The following is a 21,799-nucleotide window of genomic DNA, read 5'->3' on the forward strand; positions in this document are numbered from 1 at the left end:
GATATGACCTTGAAAATCGGCCGCCGCGCCTACGCGGAGATGTTCGGCCCCACCACCGGCGACCGCGTGCGCCTTGCCGACACCGAACTCGTCATCGAAGTCGAGCGCGACTACACGGTCTACGGCGACGAAGTGAAGTTCGGCGGCGGCAAAGTGATCCGCGACGGCATGGGCCAGTCGCAGCGCCTCGCGGCCGAGGTGGCGGACACAGTCATCACGAACGCCGTGATCGTCGATCACTGGGGCATCGTGAAGGCCGACATCGGCATCAAGGACGGGCGCGTCTGGAAAATCGGCAAGGCCGGCAACCCCGACGTGCAGCCGGCGGTGACTATCCCCATCGGCGCCTCGACCGAGGTGATCGCCGGCGAAGGGCAGATCGTGACGGCGGGCGGCATCGACACGCACATCCACTTCATCAGCCCGCAGCAGATCGACGAGGCGCTCGCCTCGGGCGTGACGACGATGCTGGGCGGCGGCACGGGCCCCGCCACGGGCACCAACGCCACCACCTGCACGCCGGGCCCGTGGCACATGGAGCGCATGCTGCAGGCCGCGGACGGCTGGCCGATCAACCTCGGCTTCCTCGGCAAGGGCAATGTGAGCCTACCGAAGCCCGCCGAGGAGCAGATCGCCGCGGGCGCGATCGGCCTGAAGCTGCACGAGGACTGGGGCTCGACACCGGCCGCCATCGACAACTGCCTGAGCGTTGCCGACGCCACCGACACGCAGGTCGCCATCCACACGGACACGCTCAACGAATCGGGCTTCGTGGAAGCAACCGTCGCGGCCTTCAAGGGCCGCACGATCCACACGTATCACACGGAAGGCGCGGGCGGCGGCCACGCCCCCGACATCATCAAGGTATGCGGCGAGGCGAACGTGCTGCCCTCCTCGACCAACCCCACGCGCCCGTACACGGTCAACACGCTCGACGAACACCTCGACATGCTGATGGTCTGCCATCACCTCGACCCGTCGATTGCCGAGGACATTGCGTTCGCCGAGTCGCGCATCCGCCGCGAGACGATTGCCGCCGAGGACATCCTGCACGACCTCGGCGCCCTCTCGATGCTTTCGTCGGACTCCCAGGCAATGGGCCGGGTGGGCGAAGTCATCATCCGCACGTGGCAGACCGCGCACAAGATGAAGATGCAGCGCGGCGCGCTGCCCGGTGACAGCGCGCGCCACGACAACTTCCGCGTGAAGCGCTACGTCGCGAAGTACACGATCAACCCGGCCATCACGCACGGCATTGCGCACGAAGTGGGCTCGATCGAGCCCGGCAAATGGGCCGACCTCGTGTTCTGGGAGCCCGCGTTCTTTGGCATCAAGCCCTCGCTGATCCTCAAGGGCGGCATGATCGCGCTCGCGCAGATGGGCGACCCGAACGCGTCGATTCCCACGCCGCAGCCGGTCCACTACCGCGAGATGTTCGCCACGCGCGGCCGGGCGCTCACCCAGACCTCGCTCACGTTCGTCTCCCAACTGGCGCTCGATCATGGCGTGACCGAACGCTATGGCCTGCAAAAGCGTGTGGTGGCCGTGCGCGGCTGCCGCAACGTGACGAAAGCCGACATGATCCACAACGCGTGGCAGCCGACGGTTACCGTCGATCCCGAGACCTATCAGGTGGTCGCCGATGGCCAGTTACTGACCTGCGAGCCCGCCACGGTGCTGCCGATGGCGCAGCGTTATTTCCTCTTCTAGCATGCGTACGATAGACAAACGACTCACCGCGAAGCTCGCACCGGTTCTGGTGCGGCGCGCACCCACGCTCACGCTGCCCTACGACGCGCGCTGCAAGAGCCGCTTCGCGGCCACGCTCGACACGGGCGAGGAAGTGGGCGTCGTGCTGCCGCGCGGCACGGTGCTGCGTGACAGCGACATGCTCGTCGCCGACGACGGCGCCCTCGTGCGCGTGGTCGCCGCCGCCGAAAGCGTGCTGCTGGTGCGCGCGCCCGACCGCCTCACGCTCACGCGCGCCGCCTATCACCTCGGCAACCGGCACACGCCGGTCGAAGTGGGCGCGGACGAACTGAAGCTCGAAGCGGACCCCGTGCTCGAAGACATGCTCAAGCGCCTCGGCGCGCAGGTCGAGCGCGTGATGCTGCCGTTCCAGCCCGAAGCCGGCGCTTATGGCGGCGGCCACCGGCACGGCCACGACGAAACCTTCGCCGACGACTACGCGCTCGCCCAGCGCGTGTACGACGAGCATCATGGCCACGCGCATTCGCATGACCACGTCCACGGCCCCGATTGCGGGCACGACCACGGCCACGAGCACCACGGCCATGCGCATCGCTGAACTCACCGCGCTGCTGCACCTTGCGTCACCCGCACTGCCGATCGGCGCCTTCAGCTACTCGCAGGGACTAGAGGCGGCCATCGACGCGCACCTCGTCGAGAACGCCGACAGCGTCGCGCGCTGGATCGAGAGCGGCCTCGCAAACGTGCTGGCGTCGGGTGAGCTGCCGTTCGTCGCGCACCAACTCGAACGCTGGCGCATGCACGATGCAGCCGCGCTGATCGAAGCGAATACGGAATTCGTCGCGAGCCGCGAGTCGGCGGAACTGCGCCGCGAGACCTCGCAGATGGGCTGGTCGTTGCGACAGCTTTGCGCGCAACTCGAATGGGGGGACGCCGCGCGACTCGCCACGCTCGAACGCATGACACCGGTGGCACAGCCCAGTGCCTGGGCCTATGCGGCATGGGCTCACGACGCCGCGCCCGACGCAGCACTCGCGGCCTATGCTTTCAGTTGGGTCGAGAACCAGACGGCGGCCGCGCTCAAGGCCGTGCCGCTCGGCCAGGTCGCGGGGCAACGCATCCTTGTCGCGCTGCGTCCCGTCATCGAGGCGGCCGTCGTCCGCGCGCTCGCCACGCCGCCCGATGCGCTCAATACCTTCGCACCGCAGCTCGGCATCCTCAGCGCGCGGCACGAATCGCAGTACTCGCGGCTTTTTCGCTCCTAGCTTCGGATTACGAAATAAACAGGAATACCCGGATGAACATCAAGCGCACGAAAAAGCTGCCGCCGCTACGCGTCGGCGTAGGGGGTCCAGTGGGCTCCGGCAAAACCACGCTGCTGGAAATGCTCTGCAAGGCGATGCGCGAGCGCTACGACCTCGTCGCCATCACCAACGACATCTACACGAAGGAGGATCAGCGCCTCCTGACCGTTGCGGGCGCCCTGCCCGCCGAGCGCATCATGGGCGTCGAAACGGGCGGCTGCCCGCACACGGCGATCCGCGAAGACGCCTCGATCAACCTGGAAGCCGTGGACCAGATGCTCGCGCGCTTTCCCGACGCGGACATCGTGTTCATCGAGTCGGGCGGCGACAACCTCGCCGCCACCTTCAGCCCCGAGCTTTCCGACCTCACGATCTACGTGATCGACGTGGCGGGCGGCGAGAAGATTCCGCGCAAGGGCGGCCCCGGCATCACGAAGTCGGACCTGCTCGTGATCAACAAGACCGATCTCGCGCCGCTCGTGGGCGCGAACCTCGACGTCATGGCCTCGGATGCGAAAAAGATGCGCGGCGAGCGGCCGTTCGTGATGTGCAACCTGAAGGCGCTGGAGGGGCTCGATCAGGTGGTCGCGTTCATCGAGAAGAAGGGGTTGCTCGCGACGGCCTGAAGTTCGTGACCTCAGGCCCGGCGCTCAGACGTCCAGCGAAGCCGCCGATGAAGAGGACGGCGAGGCAGAAGAAGCGGACTCCGGCAGCAGCGTCATGAGCACGTCCACCGTGCGCGCCGTAGCCCCGCGATGGCGCGCCGCAAAGGCAGCCGCAGCCGCCCCCATCGCCACGCGCCGCGTCCTGTCTTCGAAGAGCGCACGCAACGTCCGCGCGAGATCCGCCGGATCCTGCACCTGCAGCGCCGCGCCGGCCGCGACGGCGTCGGCGGTGGCCTGCGTGAAGTTGAACACGTGCGGGCCGATCAGCACGGGCACCCCCACGGCGCACGCTTCGATCAGGTTCTGTCCGCCGAGCGGCAACAAGCTGCCGCCGATGAACGCCAGATCCGCGGCAGCGTAGTACGCGCCCATCTCCCCCATCGAATCGCCCAATAGCACCTTCACGTCTGGCGGCAGCGCACGCGGGCTCTCGTGCGACGGCGCCGCCGCAGCCGCGACGCTCGCCGCCCACTGCGAGCGCCGCACGAGCTTGAGGTCCTTGCGCGCGACCAGCGCAACCACTTCGTCGAAACGCTGCGGATGCCGCGGCACGAGGATCAGCAAGGCGTCGTCGAGGCCGAGCGCCGCGAACGCCTGCAGCACGAGTTCCTCTTCGCCCTCGCGCGTGCTGGCCGCAACCCAGACGGGCCGCGCGCCGATCGCGCGGCGCCATTCATGGCCGCGCGCAACGAGTTCCGGCGGGCTCGCCATGTCGAACTTCAGGTTGCCGAGCACGGCTACATTGCGCGCCCCGAGGGCGCTCAACCGTTCCGCGTCCGACGGGCTTTGCGCGAGCACGCGCGTAAAGCCGCCGAACACCTCTTTCACCGCCGCGCCGAACTTTGCCGCCCGCTTGCGCGAACGCGCCGACATGCGCGCGTTGGTCAACACGAGCGGCACGTCGGCGCGCCGGCATTCGTCGATGAGCGTGGGCCAGACCTCGGTTTCCATCACGAGCCCGAGCGAGGGCCGCCACGCGCGCAGAAAACGGCGCACCGCCTGCGGCGTGTCGTAAGGCAGATAGCAGCGCAGCACGCGGTTGCCGAACAGCTGCTCGCCCGCGGCGCGGCCGCCGGGCGTCATGTGCGTGAGCAGCACGCGCGCGTCGGGCCGCGCCGCGATCAAGGCATCGACGAGCGGCTGCGCCGCCCGCGTCTCGCCCACCGAAACCGCATGCACCCAGATGAGCGGCCCGTCGTCCTCGGGCAGGCGCCCCGCCGAGTAGCCGAAGCGTTCGCCGATATGCTCGCGATAGCCGTGCTCGCGCCGCGACCGGATGAAAAGCCGCAACACGGCGAGCGGTGCAACGAGCCACCAAGCCGCGCGATAGACGGCCCTCAGCATCGGGCCTCCACCGCCATCGCGCAAAGCATGGGGTGCATGGGGATACGCGTGCTCAAACCAGTTCCTTGCCCTTGAGGCGTTCGAGTATGCCGAGCGGCGCCCAGTCCGGGTGCACCATGTCCTTCACCGGCAGGAAGAAGGTCTGCTCCATCATGAACTGGCCGGACATCACGGCGTGCGAGGTGTGATCGGAGAAGCACACCCAGACGCTGCCCGGCGGAAAGCCGATGGTCTCCTGCGGGCTCGACTTCTGGTAGTCGAGGTCGGCCTTCATGCCGTCGTGCAGATGCAGCATCAGATGGTCGTATTCGCTGCGCGGCGACTTCGTGATGTGCAGCAGATGCTGCAGCCACGCCGAGCCCGGCATCTGCGCCTTGATCTGCGGAAGAAAGCGCTTCGCCATGTCCTCGAACGGTTCGCCCACGCGCCATACGCGCGGCACGCCGCTCGGGTTCACGTTCGTGAAGACGCGCAGGATGCGCTCGCCGTAGTTGGGGCGCGACGGAAACGCGTCCACGTGCAGGCGCGAATCGTCCTTGCGCCATGAAGTCTGACGTGTCTCCACCTGATGCAGGCGCAGGCTGGTCGGCGCGACGCGCAGCTTGCCGTCGTACTCGGGAAAGAGGCCGTCGACGAGCGTGCGCGCGCAGCTCTGGTAGCGCGCAATGAGCGCGCGCACGGCAGACTGCGTGACCGCGTCGCCCAATACCCCATGCAGCGCGCCGCCGTTCGGGTCGAGGCTGATGTTCTTGCGCTTGAGGTCGGCAATGGCCGGGTCGAGCAGCGCGCGCTCGCCGCCTTCCACCGGAAACGCCAGGTTCGGAAAGTACAGCACCTTGCCCTGCTCGACGGCGTCGAGCAGCGTCTCGCGCGGCCGCGAAAGCTGCTGGCCGCGCCAGTCGCCGGAAGTGATTTCGATGATCTGGGATTCGTTCATGGTCGCCCCTGGAAGCGATGGATCTGATGACTACAGCAGCCCAAAGCCGGCCAGCGCGGCCTTGACCTGCGCGAGCGTCGGCGGCTGGCCGGCGGTGCCCAGGTTGGCGACGTTCGGCGACCAATAGCCGCCCGTCCGCCAGGCGGTCGCGAAATTGTACAACTCGACGGTCGGGCGCTTGAGCGCCGCCGCGATGTGCACTAGACCCGTATCAACGCCCACGGTCGCCGCCGCGCCCTCGATCAGGCCCACCACGGCGGGCAGCGAGAGCTTCGGCGGCACGATAGCCGCCTCCCCGAACTCGCGCGCGAGGCGCTCGCTCGTGGCCCGCTCCTCGTCGTTGCCCCAGGGCAGCACGAGCGAGGCGCCGCGCCGCACGAGCGCCTGGCCCAGCTCGATCCAGTTGGCGTCGGGCCATTGCTTGTCGGCGCGGGAGGTGGCGTGCACGAATACCACGTAGGGCACCGGCAGGTTCAGGCCGACGCCGGCCAGCGCCTGGGCCGCGCGCGCGGTGTCGAGGCCGAAGTCGATGTCGTCGGTGGGCTGGGGCGGCGGCTCGTTCAGCGCCGCCGCGACCAGTTGCCGGGTGCGCTCGACCACATGAGTCCGCGGCTCGATGCGGACCGCCCGGTCGTAGAAGAAGCGCACGGGCCATTCGTAGCCCGCGCCTTCGGTCCGGTTGCCGAGGCCCACGAGCGGGCCGCGGGCCCAGCTTGCCACCCAGGCCGTCTTGATGAGGCCCTGGCAGTCGATCACGAGGTCGTACTTTTCGGCGGCGAGCGCGCGGCGGAACGCGCCGATCTCGCGCCAGTTGGCGGCTGAAAGGAGGCCCTTGCGCCAGCGGCGCAGCGAAAACGGAATCGCGCGGCGCACGCCCTGCACGAGCTCGACGAGCGACGCGAAGCTCTCCTCGACGAGCCAGTCGATCTGGGCGTCGGGATGCCGCCGCCGGATATCGGCAATCGCGGGCATGTTGTGGACGACGTCGCCCAGCGACGATACGCGCACGATGAGGATTTTTTGCACGCTCAAGAGAGAAATACCGGCGAACTGCGCCGAAAGATGCGTTAAAGGTTCGTGATTCTAGCGCGAGCGGGCGTGCCGTCGGGCAAAAGCATGGGGGACGCCGCGTACGGGCCCTGGTGGGGCAACGGCGAGCGCGATGCCGGTTCTGCCACGAAAGGTCTGGAAAAGCCGGACCGTCGGGCTCCCAGGCATGCGCATTCGGAATGTTGAAATGAATGCGCATTGATGGCACCATGACAGTGAAAATCATCCTCGGAGAATCCTCATGGTTGCGACCTACGCTGGCGCCCCGAAAAAGGCTACGAACGTATCGCTGGCGGAAAGCCTTCTGACCGAAGCCAGGGATCTCGGCATCAATGTGTCTCAGGCGGCCGAGGCCGGGTTGGCCAGGGCCGTTGCTGACAAGCGTGCCGAGGTCTGGCTGAAGGAAAATAAGGAGGCCATCGAAAGCTACAACGCTTACGTGGAAAAGAATGGCCTGCCGCTTGAACAATCCAGGATGTTCTGATGGCCAGATTCAACGTCTATCCGGATCTTTCCGGTCGAGGATACCTGCTGAATATCCAGGCAGACGCGTTGGATCATCTCGCTACCCGAGTCGTCATCCCGCTGCTGCCTCTGGATGATCTGGTTCGCCCGGCGGACAGGCTGAATCCTGTTTTCGAGATCGAAGGGATTCAGTTCATCATGGTGACGCAGTCCATGGCCGCTGTTCCGCTCAAAGTTCTGAAACGCAGCGTGTTCAGCTTGAGCGACCATTCCGACGAAATCGTTGCTGCTATCGACCTCCTGCTTCGGGGGTTCTAGCCCTTGCCCATGTACCCCCATGTATCATTACGGCGCCCTGGCCGCTAGAACCCGGGCGGCAGTAACCGAAACGAACACCAGGTATGCGCCCATGAAGTCCTTTATTTTCTGCACGAGCTACATCAAAGACCGGGATGCCTGGGCGCGTCGATACCAGAGATGGCTGCATTACTACGACACAATGCCCATCGTCGCGGAAAAGAAAATCATGATCGACGACGGGTCGCCGTTTTCCCCGCCGCGCGAGGAAATCGAGGTCGTTCACCACTCGGAAGATATTGCGAAAAAAAGCGCCAAAAATCTGCTGGTTCACTTTGACGATAATCTCGGACGGCAAAGCCTTTCGGCCTATCCCGGCTGGTGGCGCAGCTTTTTGCACTCACTCGAGATTGCAAAAAATCTGGGCGCGGAAAAAATCATCCATATCGAATCCGACGCCTATATTTTGAGCCGGCGACTCGTGGACTTCATCAATGACGTCGACTCCGGATGGCATGTGCTCTGGGCGCAGCGCTACGCCTTGCCGGAAACGGCGATTCAGGTGATATGCCGCGATCAGTTTCCGGCATTCGAACGGTTCAAGAGCGAATCGGCCGAACTGATCCAGCGGGACATCGCGGAACGACTGCTGCCGTTCACGTCGGTCGGCAAGCAGTTCAAGGGCGATCGCTACAGCGAATTCAAGCGAAACCGAGGGATTTTCCGTTCGCAAAAATTCAATCGCATCCCGCTTTTCCAGCATGATTTTTTCTGGGAGCCGATCCCGGCCGATGCGGACTTTGCGACCCAGGTGGTAGGCCGGCAAAAAGTCGAGTTTCGCTCGCAACCGGCCTAGCCGCCCCATGTCCCGCGCCCCGCTCGACCTGACCGAGACCTTCCAGCGGGCGCAAGCGCTCCTGCGTCAGGGGCAGCGCGCAGAGGCCGAGGCCTGCCTGCAGCAGATCCTGCAAACCGATCCCGCGCACGCCGACGCGTTGCATACGAGCGCGCTGTTGCGTCGCGCCGGCGGCGACGCTGCCGGCGCGGCACAACTGCTCGAACGCGCGATCGCCAGTCGGCCCGAGCGGGCGATCTTCCATGCCGACCTGGGCCTCGCCCTGCAGGCGATGCGCCGGCCGCAGGACGCGCTGGCGGCATTTTCCAGGGCGCTCGCGCTGGCGCCGGCGTCCGCCGATATCCTGATCGCCCAAGCGAACCTGCTGCGCGATCTCGGCCGGCCGGCCGAAGCGCTGGACGGCTACGCGGCAGCGCTTCGCCTGCAGTCGCAGCGCGCCGACGCATGGGCGGGCCACGGCGACGCGCTGCACCTGCTCGGCCGTCGGGACGAAGCGCTCGCGAGCTATGACCGGGCGCTTGCGCTGCAGCCCGGTCTTGCGGCCGCCTGGTACAACCGCGCGACGTTGCTGCGCGGCCTCGATCGCCACGACGAAGCGCTGGCCAGCTTGAACCGCACGCTGGAACTGGCGCCGGATTTCGTCGAGGCGCTGAACAACCGGGGCAATCTGTTGCGGCACTTCAACCGCCACGCCGAAGCGCTGGCGGACTACGACCGCGCACTCGCGCTGCGCCCCGCCTATGCGGCCGCGCACAGCAACCGGGGCAACGTGCTGCGCGAGCTGAATCGCCTCGACGACGCACGCAGCGCCTATCAGCGCGCCATCGACGCCGCGCCCGGCGAGGTCATGCACTACCGCAATCTCGCCTCGGTCACGCGCCTGACCCGCGACGATCCGTGTTTTATGGCGCTCGCGCGCTTCGCGCTGCACGAGGCGGAGCTTGGCGCGCAAGACCGTGTCTATCTGCATTTCGCGCTCGGCGATGCGTTGATGGAGTTCGGCGAGCGAGACGAAGCGTTCGATCATTACCTGAGCGGCAACGCGCTGCAGCGTGCACGCGTGCAGTACGACGAGGCACGGACGCTCGCAGCTTTCGGGCAGATGCGACGCACGTTCACGCCGGCTCGCCTGGACGCGGTTCGCGGTGGGGGTGATGCATGCGACTCACCGGTGTTCATCGTCGGCATGCCGCGTTCCGGCTCGACGCTGATCGAGCAAGTATTGTCGAGCCATCCGCACGTCTATGGCGCCGGCGAATGCGGGTTCTTTGCCGACGCCCTCCACGCACAGGAGGAGCAGAGATCCCGCACGACGCCTGGCAGAGGGGGCTCGTCCGGCGAGTGGGACGCGAACGATTTCGGTGCGCTCGGGGCTGACTACCTGCGCCGCATCCGGCTGCTGGGCGGCATCGACGCCGGCTATCGACGCGTCGTCGACAAATCGCTGCCCAATTTCATGAATCTCGGCCTGATCCACCTCGCGCTGCCGAACGCCCGGATCATCCACGCGCGGCGCGAGGCCGTCGACTGCTGCCTCTCGGCGTTTTCCCGCTTGCTGACCATGATGCCGTTCAGCTTCGAACTGGGCGAACTCGGCCGCTACTACGCGGCATACGAGCGGCTGATGGACCATTGGCGCGCGGTCTTGCCGCCCGGCGTCATGCTGGAAGTGCGGTACGAAGACATGGTGAGCGACCTGCCGCGCGAAGCACGGCGGATGCTCGACCATTGCGGGCTCGAATGGGATCCGGCCTGCCTCGACTTTCACCGCAGCGACCGCGCGGTCGCGACGGCCAGTTCGCTACAGGTGCGCCAGCCGATCTATGCAAGCTCGGTGCGGCGCTGGCGGCCTGCGCCAGCGCACCTTGCACCATTGATCGAAGGGCTTGGGGAATCGTCGGCGGATGGCGCGCCGTAGAGGGCGGTTTTTGGGGCCGCCCGCATCTCGGGATGCGGATGGCCCCCGAGGTCAGAACGGCAGCTCCGCGTCCGGCTTGGCCGCGAGAATCACGCGCTTGAAGTCGGCCTGGATGCGGGCCAGCGCCGCGTCGTTGTCGGCCTCGAAGCGCATCACCACCACGGGCGTCGTGTTCGACGAGCGCGCGAGACCGAAGCCGTCCGGATACTCCACGCGCAGGCCGTCGATCGTGATGATCTCGTCCTCGCCCGTAAACTTCGCCTCCTTCTGCAGCTTCGCGATCAGCGCGAAGTTCTCGCCTTCCTCCAGCTTCAGTTGCAGCTCGGGCGTGGCGTGCGAGTTCGGCAGGCTGTTGAGCAGCTGGCTCGGATCGGCCACGCGCGAGAGGATCTCAAGCAGGCGCGCGCCCGTGTACAGGCCGTCGTCGAAGCCGTACCAGCGGTCCTTGAAGAACACGTGGCCGCTCATTTCACCCGCCAGCGGCGCGCCCGTCTCGCGCAGCTTCGCCTTCACGAGCGAGTGGCCGGTCTTCCACATGAGCGGCACGCCGCCCTTCTCCTTCACCCACTTCGCGAGATTGCGCGTGCACTTCACGTCGTAGATGATTTCCTTGCCCGGGTTGCGCGAAAGCACTTCCTCGGCGAACAGCATGAGCTGACGGTCCGGATAGATGATCTGGCCGTCCTTCGTCACCACACCCAGGCGGTCGCCGTCACCGTCGAACGCGAAGCCGATCTCGGCATCGGTTTCCTTGAGCGCGCGGATCACGTCCTGCAGGTTCTCGGGATGCGCCGGGTCCGGGTGGTGATTCGGGAAGTTGCCGTCCACTTCCGTGAACAGCTCGACCATCTCGCAGCCCATGGCCTTGAAAAGACGCGGCGCGAGGTCGCCCGCCACGCCGTTGCCGGTGTCGACGACGATCTTCAGCGGACGCGCGAGCTTCACGTCGCTCACGATGCGCGCCACATATTCGTCGGCGATGTCGTATTTCGTGTAGCTGCCCTCGCCCGCGTCGAAGCGGCTATCGACGATGCGCTGGTAGAGCGCCTGGATCTGGTCGCCATAGATCGCCTTGCCGCGCAGCACCATCTTGAAACCGTTGTAGTCGGGCGGATTGTGGCTGCCGGTCACGACGATGCACGAGTCCACCTGGCGCTCGCCTTCCGGCAGTTTGAGCGGCACGCTCGCCGCGAAGTAGCCCACCGGCGTGGGCACCATGCCCACGTCCACCACGTCGACGCCCGCCTCGCACAAGCCGTCACCCAGCGCGCGGACCAGATCCGGACCCGAAAGCCGGCCGTCGCGCGCGATCACGACGGCGTCGCCGCCCTGCGCCCGCACTTCGCTGCCGAACGCCCGGCCAATGGCGCGGGCGGTGTCGGCGTCGAGCGTCTTGCCGACCACGCCGCGAATGTCATAGGCCTTGAAAATCGATTGAGAGATCATGATGAGGCTCGCTTTCCATTGAAGTACGCGCTATTCGTAACACAGCCGGCCTGCGGTCTTGCGCAGACGGTTACGAAAAGTCGAATCCGTTACAAACTATAATTGCCGTCTTTCGGCCGTCCCGCCGGACTTTGCACTCGACTTTGCACTGCCTGGCACTGTTTGGCCCTGTTAACCACCCATTTTAATGCCCCGCCGTTTCCCCCCGACGACAAAATTAATGTCGCAAAAAATCCCGCTGCCCGAGGGGCGCCCCTCCAGCACACGGCGTGCCCGCCCAAGTCAGCCATGCTGAGCGTGAAGCGCTATGCCAACCCCGACGTCGCCCGGGCCTTGAGCAATATCGTGTGGCTCGGCCTCGAACGGGTCACGCAGATCGCGGTCGCCATCGTCATCAGCGGCGTGCTGGCGCGCTATTTCGGCCCGGACGTGTTCGGCAAATGGCAGTACGCGAACACCCTGCTGCTCGTGCTCGCGCCCGTCACCTGGGTGTGCGGCGCGGAAATCCTCGTGCCGACCATCGTTAGCCGGCCGCCGCAGGAGCTCGGCACGGTGCTCGGCAGTGCGTTCGCCCTGCGCATCGGCGTTTCGGCCGCGGCGCTCGTCGTCACCTGGATCGGCATCGCGGCGGGCGCGACCGATCCGCTCGTCGGCACCATGCTTGGCGGACTCGCCATGACCATGCTGTTCCGCGAGCCCTTCGTCGGCGTGATCAACGCCTGGCTCCAGAGCATGACGTACAGCAAGCCGCAATTGCTGGCCAGCATGACGACCGCCGTGATCAAGGCGCTGCTCGTCTACCTGCTCGCACGGGCGATGTTGCGGCCTGCAGGCTTCGGCTGGTTGTGGGCGCTCGAATCGGCGGCCATTGGCGCGGTGCTCGTGCTCTACTACCGGCGCCGCCACGGCGGCACGCTCGGCTGGCACGTGGACCGCACGCTGTTCCGGCATTTCGCCACGGCCGGCACGGTGTTCTGGCTCGGGCTCATCTGCATGTACCTGTTCCTGAAGCTCGACCGGCTCATGCTCGAACGCACGATCTCGTTCGCGGATCTGGGCCGCTACTCCGCCGCCCAGCAGCTCAACGAAAACTGGATCACGCTCGCGCTGATGCTCGCCCAGACCCTCGCTCCCGCGTTCGTCTACCGCGTGCAGGAAACGGCCCGGCTCAAACGCAACCTGCTGCGGATCTTCGCGATGACGGCCGTGCTGATGATCGCCGGCGCCCTCGTGCTCGACACGCTGGCCGGCTTCATCATCGGCCACGTGTTCGGGCCGGCGTATGCGGGCGCCGCGGGCATCTTCCGCTGGGCCGTGTGGCTCTCCGTACCCGCGGGCATCGAGGCGATCGGCAACCTCGTCGTGCTGAAGTACCAGGCCAGGTTCGTACTGCTCACGAAATGGCTGCTGGCGCTCGCGGTGGCCTTCGCCGTGAACCTCGTGGCCATCGCGCGCCTTGGCGCCTACGGCGCCCTCGTGGGACTCGCGGCCGGCTATCTTGCCGCCGCCTGCGTGAACTTCTATTACATCCGCTTCAAGCTCGCCTCATGACGAACATCCCCAGCAGCCCACGCGAAGGCGCGCTCGCCGACGTCGCCGTGCTGATGCCTGCCTATAACGGCCAGGCCGATGTCGAACGCACGCTCGCGTCGTTCAGGGAGGACGCGCCGATTTACGCGCTCGTCGTCGATGACGGCAGCACGCCGCCCATCGCCGCGCCCGAGGTGCCGGGCATGCAGGTGGAGATCCTGCGCATGCCGAAAAATGGCGGCATCGAGCGCGCACTGGAAGCCGGTATCGACGCGCTCGCCGCACGCGGCTTTCGCTATGCGGCGCGCATCGATGCGGGCGACCTCGCCGTACCGCAGCGGCTCGCGAAGCAGCGCGCGCGCATGGAGGCATCGCCGAGGCTTGCCGCGCTGGGTATGTGGACGCAGGTGGTGAACCGCGCGGGGGAACCGCTCTTCATGCTGCGCCCGCCCGCCGATGCACAGGCGCTCAGGCGCACGCGCTTCCTTCGCTCACCGCTCGTCCACCCTTCGGTCATGCTGCGAGTGGAAGCGGTCAAGGCCGTGGGCAACTATCGTGCGAAATACCCGGCCGCCGAGGACCTCGACCTGTTTCTGCGGCTCATGCAGCGCCACGACTGCGAGAACCTGCCCGAAACCGGGCTCTACTATGAGCTGAACGACGGCGGGATCAGCGCCACGAAGCGCAGAAGGCAGATCGTTTCGACGCTGCGGCTGCAGCTCGTTTATCTGAACGTGCTGAACTGGCGGGACTGGGTTGGGGTCGCAAAAAGTCTCGCGCACTTCGTGACGCCCTACGGAATACTGCAGCGCGTCAAGCGAAGCCTGTTCGTATCGCGTTGACAGGGAATGACACGGCTAGTCACGCCATCCACAAATTACAGCGTTTAACGGTTCGTAAGAGTTCGTTATCTAGCCGTCTACTGCTTCCTATAGACTTCCTGGCTCTACCTCATCAGATGGGTGGAAAAAACCCGCACTGGTCAAGCGACGCGTGCTCGCGTCTCTTTCGTGAGGTAGGGGCAAGGTGGCTACACTGTTATCGGCGGAAAGCGAGAACCAGCAGGACATTCTTCAATCGGCCATTGCGACACCGCGAGCCGCGGCCCACGCAGGCACACTGATCGTGGTTCTCGGCATGCATCGCGGCGGCACGAGCGCCATCAACCGCGCGATGGTCACCCTGGGCGCCGATCTCGGCGATCATTTGGGCACGCCCAAGGCAGGCGAAAACGACAAAGGCTTCTTCGAGGATCTCGATATCGTCGAGATCAACGAGCAGATTCTCGCCGCCGCGCACAGCAAATGGCACACGCTGGCCCCGGTGGACTTCGGCCGTATCGATCCGGCGAAACTGGCCGCGCTGCGAATGAAGGCCGCCTCGGTCCTGCGCGAGAGGTGCCGCAACAGGACGTTCGCACTCAAAGACCCCCGGCTCTCACGCCTGCTGGCTTTCTGGCAACCCGTGTTCGATCAGGTTCAGTTGCGGGTCGCTTACGTCATTGCCGTCCGAAATCCAGTCAGCGTCGGCCTCTCGCTGCAAAAGCGAAACGGCTTCGCGCCGGAAAGATCGTATTCGCTCTGGCTGGGCCACATGGTGCCTGCGCTTCGGGCCACTCACAACCAACCACGCGCGGTGGTGGAATACGACAGTCTTATGGATTCGCCCCGCGACGAATTGACCAGAATGGCCAGGCAGCTTGGTTTCGTGCTCAACGAAAAGCGAGCCCGGACGTTCGAGAGCGAATTCCTCGACAAGGGTCTCCAGCACTGGCGGTACGGAACGCAGGACTTCGAACGCATGCGTGCGGTCCCACGCGAGGCACGCGAGCTTTTTACCGCGCTGGTCTCGGTCAGTCGTGTAGACGGGGCGCGATACCAGGGCACGCTTGAAATAGCGCTCCGCAACGCACAGTGCCATCTCGAAGCGCTGGGCGGAACGCAATCGCAGCAGGGGGTGGGTAGCCATGCGAGGTTCCTGTTGCAGCAGATCGCGGCGCCGTTCCGTGCGATGCGTGGGCGCTTGTCCTAGTGAACACCCCATACGCCGCGAGGCAACGACGGATCGAAGTGCCAGCGAACGGATCTGTCGCCATGCGCGGCTCCGGCCAGTGACGGTCGGTTAGAATATCGGGCCTCGTATGCATCTCGCCCGAAGGCGATGGCATCGCACCCCCCGAACGTAGCTTCCGAGTCCCCAGCCTGTGACCGCTCGCGCCAACGAAAACGCCCGGCAAGCCGGCCGCCCTCACCCGCTTCGCGTTGCTCTGGTCTGTAACACTGCCTGGGCGATCTATACCTATCGGCAGGGCCTCCTTTACGCGCTCACGCAAAGCGGCGCACAGGTCACGGTGATCGCGCCACGCGACCGTACTTTCGAGCCGCTCGAGCAAATGGGCTGCCAGTGCGTCGAGTTGCCGGTGGCCTCCAAAGGCACCAATCCACTCGATGACCTGAAGACGCTCTGGGCGCTGTATCGCCACTATCGCGCCATCAGGCCCGACGTCGTCTTTCACTACACGATCAAGCCCAATATCTACGGGTCGGTCGCGGCATGGCTCGCGCGCGTGCCTTCCGTGGCGGTGACGACCGGGCTTGGCTACGTGTTCATCCAGAAAAGCCGCGCCGCGCAGGTCGCCAAGCGGCTCTATCGCTTTGCCTTCCGCTTTCCGCGCGAAGTGTGGTTTCTCAACCGAGACGACGAAGCGGTGTTCAAGGAGCAGAACCTGCTCACCCACCCCGAGCGCGCGCGTCTGCTGCACGGCGAAGGCGTGGATCTGGAGCAGTTTGCCTTCGCGCCGCTACCGGAGCGCGACACCTTCTCGTTCGTGCTGATCGGCCGGCTGCTGTGGGACAAGGGCGTGGGCGAGTACGTCGAAGCCGCACGCGCCTTGCGCGCGCGCTACCCGCATGCGCGCTTCCAGCTGCTCGGGCCGGTTGGCGTCGACAACCCGAGCGCGATTTCACGCGAAGAAGTGGCCGCGTGGGAACGCGAAGGGGTGATCGAATACCTGGGCGAAACCGCCGATGTGCGGCCGTTCATTGCCGGCGCGGACTGCGTCGTGCTGCCGTCCTATCGCGAAGGCGTGCCGCGCACGCTGATGGAAGCGAGCGCGATGGGGCGCCCGATCGTCGCCACCGACGTGCCCGGCTGCCGGGAAGTCGTCGAAAACGGCGTCAATGGCCTGCTTTGCGAGGCACGCGATGCGGTGTCGCTCACGGCGCAGCTCGCTGCCATGCTGGACCTCCCCCAGGCCGAGCGACAAAACATGGCGGAGCGCGGCCGAAAAAAAATCGAGAAAGAATTCGACGAACGTGCTGTGGTACAACGTTACCGCGAACTGGTTCGCCAGATCACCGGCGTGACGTTTTGAGCGAACCGGGCCTCACTCAAAATTCGGGAATTCAGCATGGCAACGACGACAGCAGCGACGACCTCCAAAGGCACCATCCTCGTGACCGGCGGCGCAGGCTTTATCGGCTCGCATACCTGCGTGGAACTGCTCAACGGCGGCTACGAGGTGATCGCCGTGGACAACCTCGTGAACAGCCATCGCGAGTCGCTCGCGCGCGTGGAGCGGATCACCGGCAAGACGGTGACGCTCTACGAAGCCGACGTTTGCGACGAAGCGGCCCTGAACCGGATTTTCGAACAGCATGCCGTTGCCGGCGTGATCCACTTCGCGGCACTCAAGGCGGTGGGCGAATCGGTCGCCAAACCGGTCGAATACTACCGCAACAACCTCAACGGCCTGCTGGTCGTGCTCGACGTGATGCGCCGGCACGAGGTGAAGCAGTTCGTGTTCAGCTCCTCGGCGACGGTGTATGGCGTGCCCGAGCGCTCGCCGATCGACGAGACGTTTCCGCTCTCCGCGACGAACCCGTATGGCCAGTCCAAGCTCATCGCCGAACAGATTTTGCGCGACGTGGTGATCGCGGATCCGTCGTGGCGTATTGCGGTGCTGCGCTACTTCAATCCGGTGGGTGCGCACGAAAGCGGCTTGATTGGCGAAGATCCGGCAGGGATTCCGAACAATCTCATGCCCTACGTCGCCCAGGTGGCGGTCGGCAAGCTCGAAAGGCTGCGCGTGTTCGGGAACGATTATTCGACGCCCGATGGCACGGGCGTGCGGGACTATATCCATGTGGTCGATCTGGCACGGGGACATTTGTCCGCGCTCGACGCGCTCGTGAAGCTCGATTCCGGATTTGTGGTGAACCTTGGCACCGGGCGCGGGTATAGCGTGCTCGAGGTCGTGAAGGCGTTCGAGCAGGCTAGCGGATGTCCCGTTCCTTACGAAATCGCTGCGCGCCGGCCCGGCGACATTGCAGAGTGCTATGCGAATCCGGCGACGGCCGAGCGGCTGCTGGGATGGAAAGCGGAATTCGGGATCGAAAGGATGTGCCAGGATCACTGGCGGTGGCAGGAGAGGAATCCGCGGGGATTCAAGTGACAAACGAAGTGGCATACGCAGACGGCGCGCCCTTGCCGGGCGCGTTATTGCGTCTGTCCAACATCGCAACACCGTGCGCGGCATCATCGCGCTGCGAAGTCGGCGACCTGCGGGTCTCGCAACAATTGCTATTTAACGCGTTTTTACAGCCTGGCATCGTTTGTTGCAGATTATTACATCGACGTTACACCGATTAAAAAAACGCTACAATCTTGACGAATAGCATCGTCGAATTGGAGCGGGCGCAGTGAGTACAACAACCCCAAGGGGCGTCGTCGTATGGCTTACAGGCATGTCGGGTGCCGGCAAGTCGACCATTGCGCATGCATTATCCAGGCGACTACAAACGTTTGCTCTTCGCGCCACGGTACTTGATGGCGACGCGCTGCGTACAGGTCTCAATTCAGACCTCGGCTTCACCGAAGCGGAGCGCACGGAAAATCTGCGGCGCGTAGCTCACGTGGCGGCGCTCTTCTGCAACGAAGGCTTTATTGCCATTACAGCGACGATCTCGCCCGACGCCCACCATCGCGAAAATGCGCGCCATATCATCGGCGACGCGGCATTCATCGAAGTCTTCGTCGACACGCCGCTGGAAATCTGCGAAAGCCGCGACCCCAAAGGCCTGTATCAACGCGCTCGTCGCGGCGAAATTCCGCAGTTCACGGGTGTCGGCTCGCCATACCACCCGCCGGCCAGTCCGCAGCTGACCGTCCGGACGCAAGGCAATACCGTCGAACACTGCGTAGACGAAATCATTGAATACCTTGCGCGGGTGCATCACGTCGACACCAGCCCCGTTAGCCAGGGAAAGCTTCAACTGGCGTACCGTAGCGTCGACTGCCGCTGACTGGTGCGGCAACGGGGAAGAACAAGGCCCCGGTAGTGTCCAGTTGGCTCAGCTGGCAGCTCTTACCTTTTCGATATCCACGCTCTGAAGCGTCAGCGTAGCAGACGGCTGATACTCCGGCACCCAACGGCGCAGATCGCGCCGCACTTCGTCGTCACTGGGCACGCGGTGCTGCATCAACCACGGCAGCAACTCGTCGAGCAGGTGGTCCGGCACTTCCCTTGCACGTGCTATGCGCAGCTTGGGATGCGGCGTGCGCGTCGTCGCTTCGTCATCGGCGAGCAATTCTTCGTACAGCTTTTCGCCCGGCCGTAACCCCGTGAACACAATGCGGATCTGCTCCTCTGCGAAACCATAGAGGCGAATCAGATCCCTCGCCAGATCGACAATCTTGACTGGCTGCCCCATGTCGAGGATGAAGATTTCGCCGCCCTGCCCCATGCTCGATGCCTGCAACACAAGCTGCGACGCCTCCGGAATCGTCATGAAGAAGCGCGTGATCTCCGGATGCGTCACCGTAACCGGACCACCCTTCGCAATCTGCTGCTGAAACTTCGGAATCACGCTGCCCGCACTGCCGAGCACGTTGCCGAAGCGAACGGTCTCGAATTGCGTGCGCTCGCTCGTCTGCTGCATCGCCTGACAGGTCATTTCCGCGAGGCGCTTGCTTGCACCCATCACGTTCGTCGGATTCACCGCCTTGTCGGTCGAGATCAGCACAAAGTGCCGCACCCGATGCTTGATTGCTGCGCGGGCTACACGGTAGGTGCCGAGTACGTTGTTGCGGATCGCCTGCCAGGTATTCAGTTCCTCCATCAACGGCACATGCTTATAGGCCGCGGCATGGAATACGATGTGCGGCGTGTAACGCAGCATCACCTGATCAAGTAGCAGCGAATCCTTCGCGTCACCGACGATAGCCACGACCGAAGTATCGGGAGAGCGCTCGCGGATTTCCTCTGTGAGGCGATACATCGCGTATTCGGAGAGGTCGAATGCGACCAGTTGCGCCGGCGCGAAGCGCAGGATCTGGCGGCACAGTTCCGAGCCGATCGAGCCACCTGCACCGGTCACCATCACAACGCGGCCGCCAAGCAACGCCTCCACGTGTGGCATGTCAATCTTCACCGCCTCGCGACCGAGCAGATCCTCGAGGTCGATGTTACGCACCTGCGAAAGAAACGCCTGACCTTGGGACAGGTCGGTCAGCGCCGGCAACACCAGCGCCTTGACCCCGGCTCGCACACATTGCGTGGCGACGCGCCGTTGCACTTCCACGGAAGCCGACGGAATGGCGATGATTGCAAACTCACAGCGCAAGGTTTCGGCCCAACGGGCCAGTGCGTCAATCGGGCCTAGCACCTTGTAGCCATAGATCTCGCGCCCCTGCTTCGCGGGATCGTCGTCGAGCAAGCCGACGAGACGCCATTCGGCCGAGCGCGAGAGTTCGCGGGCGAGGCTTGCGCCAGCACCGCCTGCGCCAAGCACGATTACGGGCTTGCCCTGCGCGACAAGACCTCCGTACAGATAGAACTCTTTCGAGGCCCGATACAGTGCGCGAGAGCCGCCCATTGCAAAAAACAGCAAAAGCGGTGAAACGATCAGCACCGAACGAGGAATGATCGGCAAAGGCTGAATCATCACGGACAAGACCATGACGATCAACGAGGCCGAAACAATGGCCTTCGAAATACGCATCAGATCGGGAAGGCTCGCGAATACCCACATCCCGCGGTAAAGACCGAAGATACGGAACGTCATTGCGTACACCGGCAGGACCCAGAACAACGCCTTCAGGGCACCAACCCAAAATTCCGTCGGCACCGATGCGTTGAAGCGGAGTACATAGGCGGCAAGCCACGCCGCACCCACGGCGCCGACATCGAACAGGAAGGCACTGAATGATAACCAGGAGGCTTTATTGCGAAGCATCAGCGTCCACCTCCTTTTGCCTTGATAGAGATGACTGGAAGCGGCGCCAGCACACATCAATAGCCACGCCGATCACAACGAGAACCACCGCCCAGACACCAACCGCCGCCCACTGGAAAATCGCCGAATGCCTCAACAGCCAGACAGCAAGAATTATGCCCAAATTCATAATCAAGTACCACGTCAACGCCGTACGGCCGTGGCCCATGCCAAGGCGGACCATACGCTGATAGTAGTGTTCGCGGTGTGCCTGCCAAAATTTTTCGCCGCGAACCACTCGTTTAAGTAATGTCACCGAGGCATCCGCAATGAAAGAAGAAAATACTATTGCCGGAAACCAGATGGGCCAATTACCGTTAATCCACCCCCAATAGCCAAGGGCGCCTGCAAGAAAACCTAACGGAATCGAGCCGGCGTCGCCTAGAAACACCTTGGCCGGGTAAATGTTAAACAACAAGAAACCACCGGCTGCACCAGCCACAGCAGCACACGCACAGGCCAACGATAAGTTCGGTTGCGCACTGGTCAGCGCAGCAATCGTATACCCGGCGAAGCCGAAGAGCGCCATGCCACCCGCAAGACCGTCGGCGCCATCCATAAAGTTGTATAAATTGACAAGCCAGACGAGTAAAAACGCCACAAGTGCCAAAGCCCACCAATTCATGCCACCTGGATAAACCACCAGAAACGCCGCCGCCGCCAGGACATGGCAGCCGAAACGCACGCGCGCGGGAAGACCTCCGCGGTCGTCGATCAGCGACAGAATGGCCAGTAGGACGGCGGCCAGTGCAGGCAGCCACAGTGCGGGAGCGAGGCACCAAATCAGGATTGCCGAAATCGGTATGACACCCCATCCTCCAACTCTGGGAGTCGGACGAGTGTGAAGCGAGCGGTCGTTCGGAATATCAGTTGCAAGACGCCAGGCCATACCGGTTCGAAGCAAGATCAACAGGATGGCGGCACTAATGCATAACGAAAAGACTGCGCACAAGAGCAGGCGTGCCACTGGGCCAAAATGCGAAAGAGCGTAATGCATGCCGAG

20 protein-coding genes are annotated in these 21,799 nt (G+C 64.4%); 14 read left to right on the plus strand and 6 right to left on the minus strand.

What is annotated here, in order from left to right:
• The first annotated feature begins 3 nt into the window (after positions 1–3).
• From ureC to ureG, 4 genes are read left to right on the plus strand one after another with little or no spacing between them, the layout of a single operon-like run.
• Positions 4–1,710: an urease subunit alpha gene (ureC, locus tag BAC01S_RS21375; RefSeq protein ID WP_027796589.1), complete on the plus strand. Its 1,707-nt coding sequence runs from the start codon at positions 4–6 to the stop codon at positions 1,708–1,710.
• A 1-nt stretch (position 1,711) separates the two neighbouring features.
• Entirely contained in the window at positions 1,712–2,308 is a 597-nt protein-coding gene (ureE, locus tag BAC01S_RS21380; RefSeq protein ID WP_027796590.1) for an urease accessory protein UreE, read from the plus strand.
• A complete protein-coding gene (locus tag BAC01S_RS21385; protein WP_027796591.1) occupies positions 2,295–2,975 on the plus strand; it encodes an urease accessory protein UreF in 681 nt (226 codons plus the stop codon). The genes ureE and BAC01S_RS21385 overlap by 14 nt, the downstream gene beginning before the upstream one ends.
• Before the next feature lie 32 nt (positions 2,976–3,007).
• Positions 3,008–3,640: an urease accessory protein UreG gene (gene ureG / locus BAC01S_RS21390; protein ID WP_043203136.1), complete on the plus strand. Its 633-nt coding sequence runs from the start codon at positions 3,008–3,010 to the stop codon at positions 3,638–3,640.
• A 24-nt stretch (positions 3,641–3,664) separates the two neighbouring features.
• On the opposite strand, the gene waaA is transcribed toward ureG, so the two are convergent.
• From waaA to waaC, 3 genes are read right to left on the minus strand one after another with little or no spacing between them, the layout of a single operon-like run.
• Entirely contained in the window at positions 3,665–5,023 is a 1,359-nt protein-coding gene (waaA, locus tag BAC01S_RS21395) for a lipid IV(A) 3-deoxy-D-manno-octulosonic acid transferase (protein WP_027796593.1), read from the minus strand.
• Positions 5,024–5,075: 52 nt separating this feature from the next.
• Complete coding sequence (locus BAC01S_RS21400; protein ID WP_027796594.1) at positions 5,076–5,960, minus strand: Kdo hydroxylase family protein; 885 nt, start codon at positions 5,958–5,960, stop codon at positions 5,076–5,078.
• 30 nt (positions 5,961–5,990) lie between these two features.
• Positions 5,991–6,992, minus strand: a complete 1,002-nt coding sequence (gene waaC / locus BAC01S_RS21405; protein ID WP_027796595.1) for a lipopolysaccharide heptosyltransferase I — start codon at positions 6,990–6,992, stop codon at positions 5,991–5,993.
• 259 nt (positions 6,993–7,251) lie between these two features.
• Between waaC and BAC01S_RS21410 the strand changes: the two genes are divergently transcribed.
• From BAC01S_RS21410 to BAC01S_RS32150, 4 genes are all read left to right on the plus strand, one after another.
• Positions 7,252–7,494 carry a type II toxin-antitoxin system CcdA family antitoxin gene (locus tag BAC01S_RS21410; RefSeq protein WP_043203139.1) on the plus strand — a complete coding sequence of 81 codons (243 nt, stop codon included), beginning with the start codon at positions 7,252–7,254 and terminating at the stop codon, positions 7,492–7,494.
• Entirely contained in the window at positions 7,494–7,793 is a 300-nt protein-coding gene (locus BAC01S_RS21415) for a CcdB family protein (protein ID WP_027796597.1), read from the plus strand. The genes BAC01S_RS21410 and BAC01S_RS21415 overlap by 1 nt, the downstream gene beginning before the upstream one ends.
• Positions 7,794–7,884: 91 nt before the next feature.
• Complete coding sequence (locus BAC01S_RS21420) at positions 7,885–8,628, plus strand: hypothetical protein (RefSeq protein ID WP_027796598.1); 744 nt, start codon at positions 7,885–7,887, stop codon at positions 8,626–8,628.
• A 7-nt stretch (positions 8,629–8,635) separates the two neighbouring features.
• The gene (locus BAC01S_RS32150) at positions 8,636–10,546 is read left to right on the plus strand and encodes a tetratricopeptide repeat-containing sulfotransferase family protein (RefSeq protein ID WP_052408807.1); all 1,911 of its coding nucleotides are present in this window, start codon (positions 8,636–8,638) and stop codon (positions 10,544–10,546) included.
• Positions 10,547–10,597: 51 nt separating this feature from the next.
• Here BAC01S_RS32150 and BAC01S_RS21430 read toward each other — a convergent pair whose 3' ends face one another.
• Complete coding sequence (locus BAC01S_RS21430) at positions 10,598–11,992, minus strand: phosphomannomutase/phosphoglucomutase (RefSeq protein WP_027796599.1); 1,395 nt, start codon at positions 11,990–11,992, stop codon at positions 10,598–10,600.
• A gap of 288 nt (positions 11,993–12,280) precedes the next feature.
• Here BAC01S_RS21430 and BAC01S_RS21435 point away from each other — a divergent pair, with 288 nt between their 5' ends.
• The 6 genes from BAC01S_RS21435 to cysC all read left to right on the plus strand — a co-directional run bounded on the left by BAC01S_RS21435 (position 12,281) and on the right by cysC (position 18,825).
• Entirely contained in the window at positions 12,281–13,543 is a 1,263-nt protein-coding gene (locus BAC01S_RS21435; RefSeq protein WP_027796600.1) for an oligosaccharide flippase family protein, read from the plus strand.
• Positions 13,540–14,364, plus strand: a complete 825-nt coding sequence (locus tag BAC01S_RS21440; protein WP_027796601.1) for a glycosyltransferase — start codon at positions 13,540–13,542, stop codon at positions 14,362–14,364. Before BAC01S_RS21435 ends, BAC01S_RS21440 begins: the two co-directional genes overlap by 4 nt.
• A 184-nt stretch (positions 14,365–14,548) precedes the next feature.
• On the plus strand, positions 14,549–15,553 hold the full coding sequence (locus BAC01S_RS21445; protein ID WP_156954494.1) for a sulfotransferase family protein: 1,005 nt from the start codon (positions 14,549–14,551) through the stop codon (positions 15,551–15,553).
• 172 nt (positions 15,554–15,725) lie between these two features.
• A complete protein-coding gene (locus BAC01S_RS21450; RefSeq protein ID WP_043203143.1) occupies positions 15,726–16,895 on the plus strand; it encodes a glycosyltransferase family 4 protein in 1,170 nt (389 codons plus the stop codon).
• Between the two features lie 36 nt (positions 16,896–16,931).
• The gene (galE, locus tag BAC01S_RS21455) at positions 16,932–17,975 is read left to right on the plus strand and encodes a UDP-glucose 4-epimerase GalE (protein WP_027796604.1); all 1,044 of its coding nucleotides are present in this window, start codon (positions 16,932–16,934) and stop codon (positions 17,973–17,975) included.
• Positions 17,976–18,267: 292 nt separating this feature from the next.
• On the plus strand, positions 18,268–18,825 hold the full coding sequence (cysC, locus tag BAC01S_RS33365) for an adenylyl-sulfate kinase (protein ID WP_084168752.1): 558 nt from the start codon (positions 18,268–18,270) through the stop codon (positions 18,823–18,825).
• A gap of 48 nt (positions 18,826–18,873) precedes the next feature.
• Here cysC and BAC01S_RS21465 read toward each other — a convergent pair whose 3' ends face one another.
• Positions 18,874–20,757, minus strand: a complete 1,884-nt coding sequence (locus tag BAC01S_RS21465) for a polysaccharide biosynthesis protein (RefSeq protein WP_027796605.1) — start codon at positions 20,755–20,757, stop codon at positions 18,874–18,876.
• Positions 20,744–21,793, minus strand: a complete 1,050-nt coding sequence (locus BAC01S_RS21470; RefSeq protein WP_043203148.1) for an MraY family glycosyltransferase — start codon at positions 21,791–21,793, stop codon at positions 20,744–20,746. The genes BAC01S_RS21465 and BAC01S_RS21470 overlap by 14 nt, the downstream gene beginning before the upstream one ends.
• Positions 21,794–21,799: the final 6 nt, after the last annotated feature.

The sequence above is a fragment of the Paraburkholderia acidipaludis NBRC 101816 genome, assembly GCF_000684975.1.
Classification (GTDB): Bacteria; Pseudomonadota; Gammaproteobacteria; order Burkholderiales; family Burkholderiaceae; genus Paraburkholderia; species Paraburkholderia acidipaludis.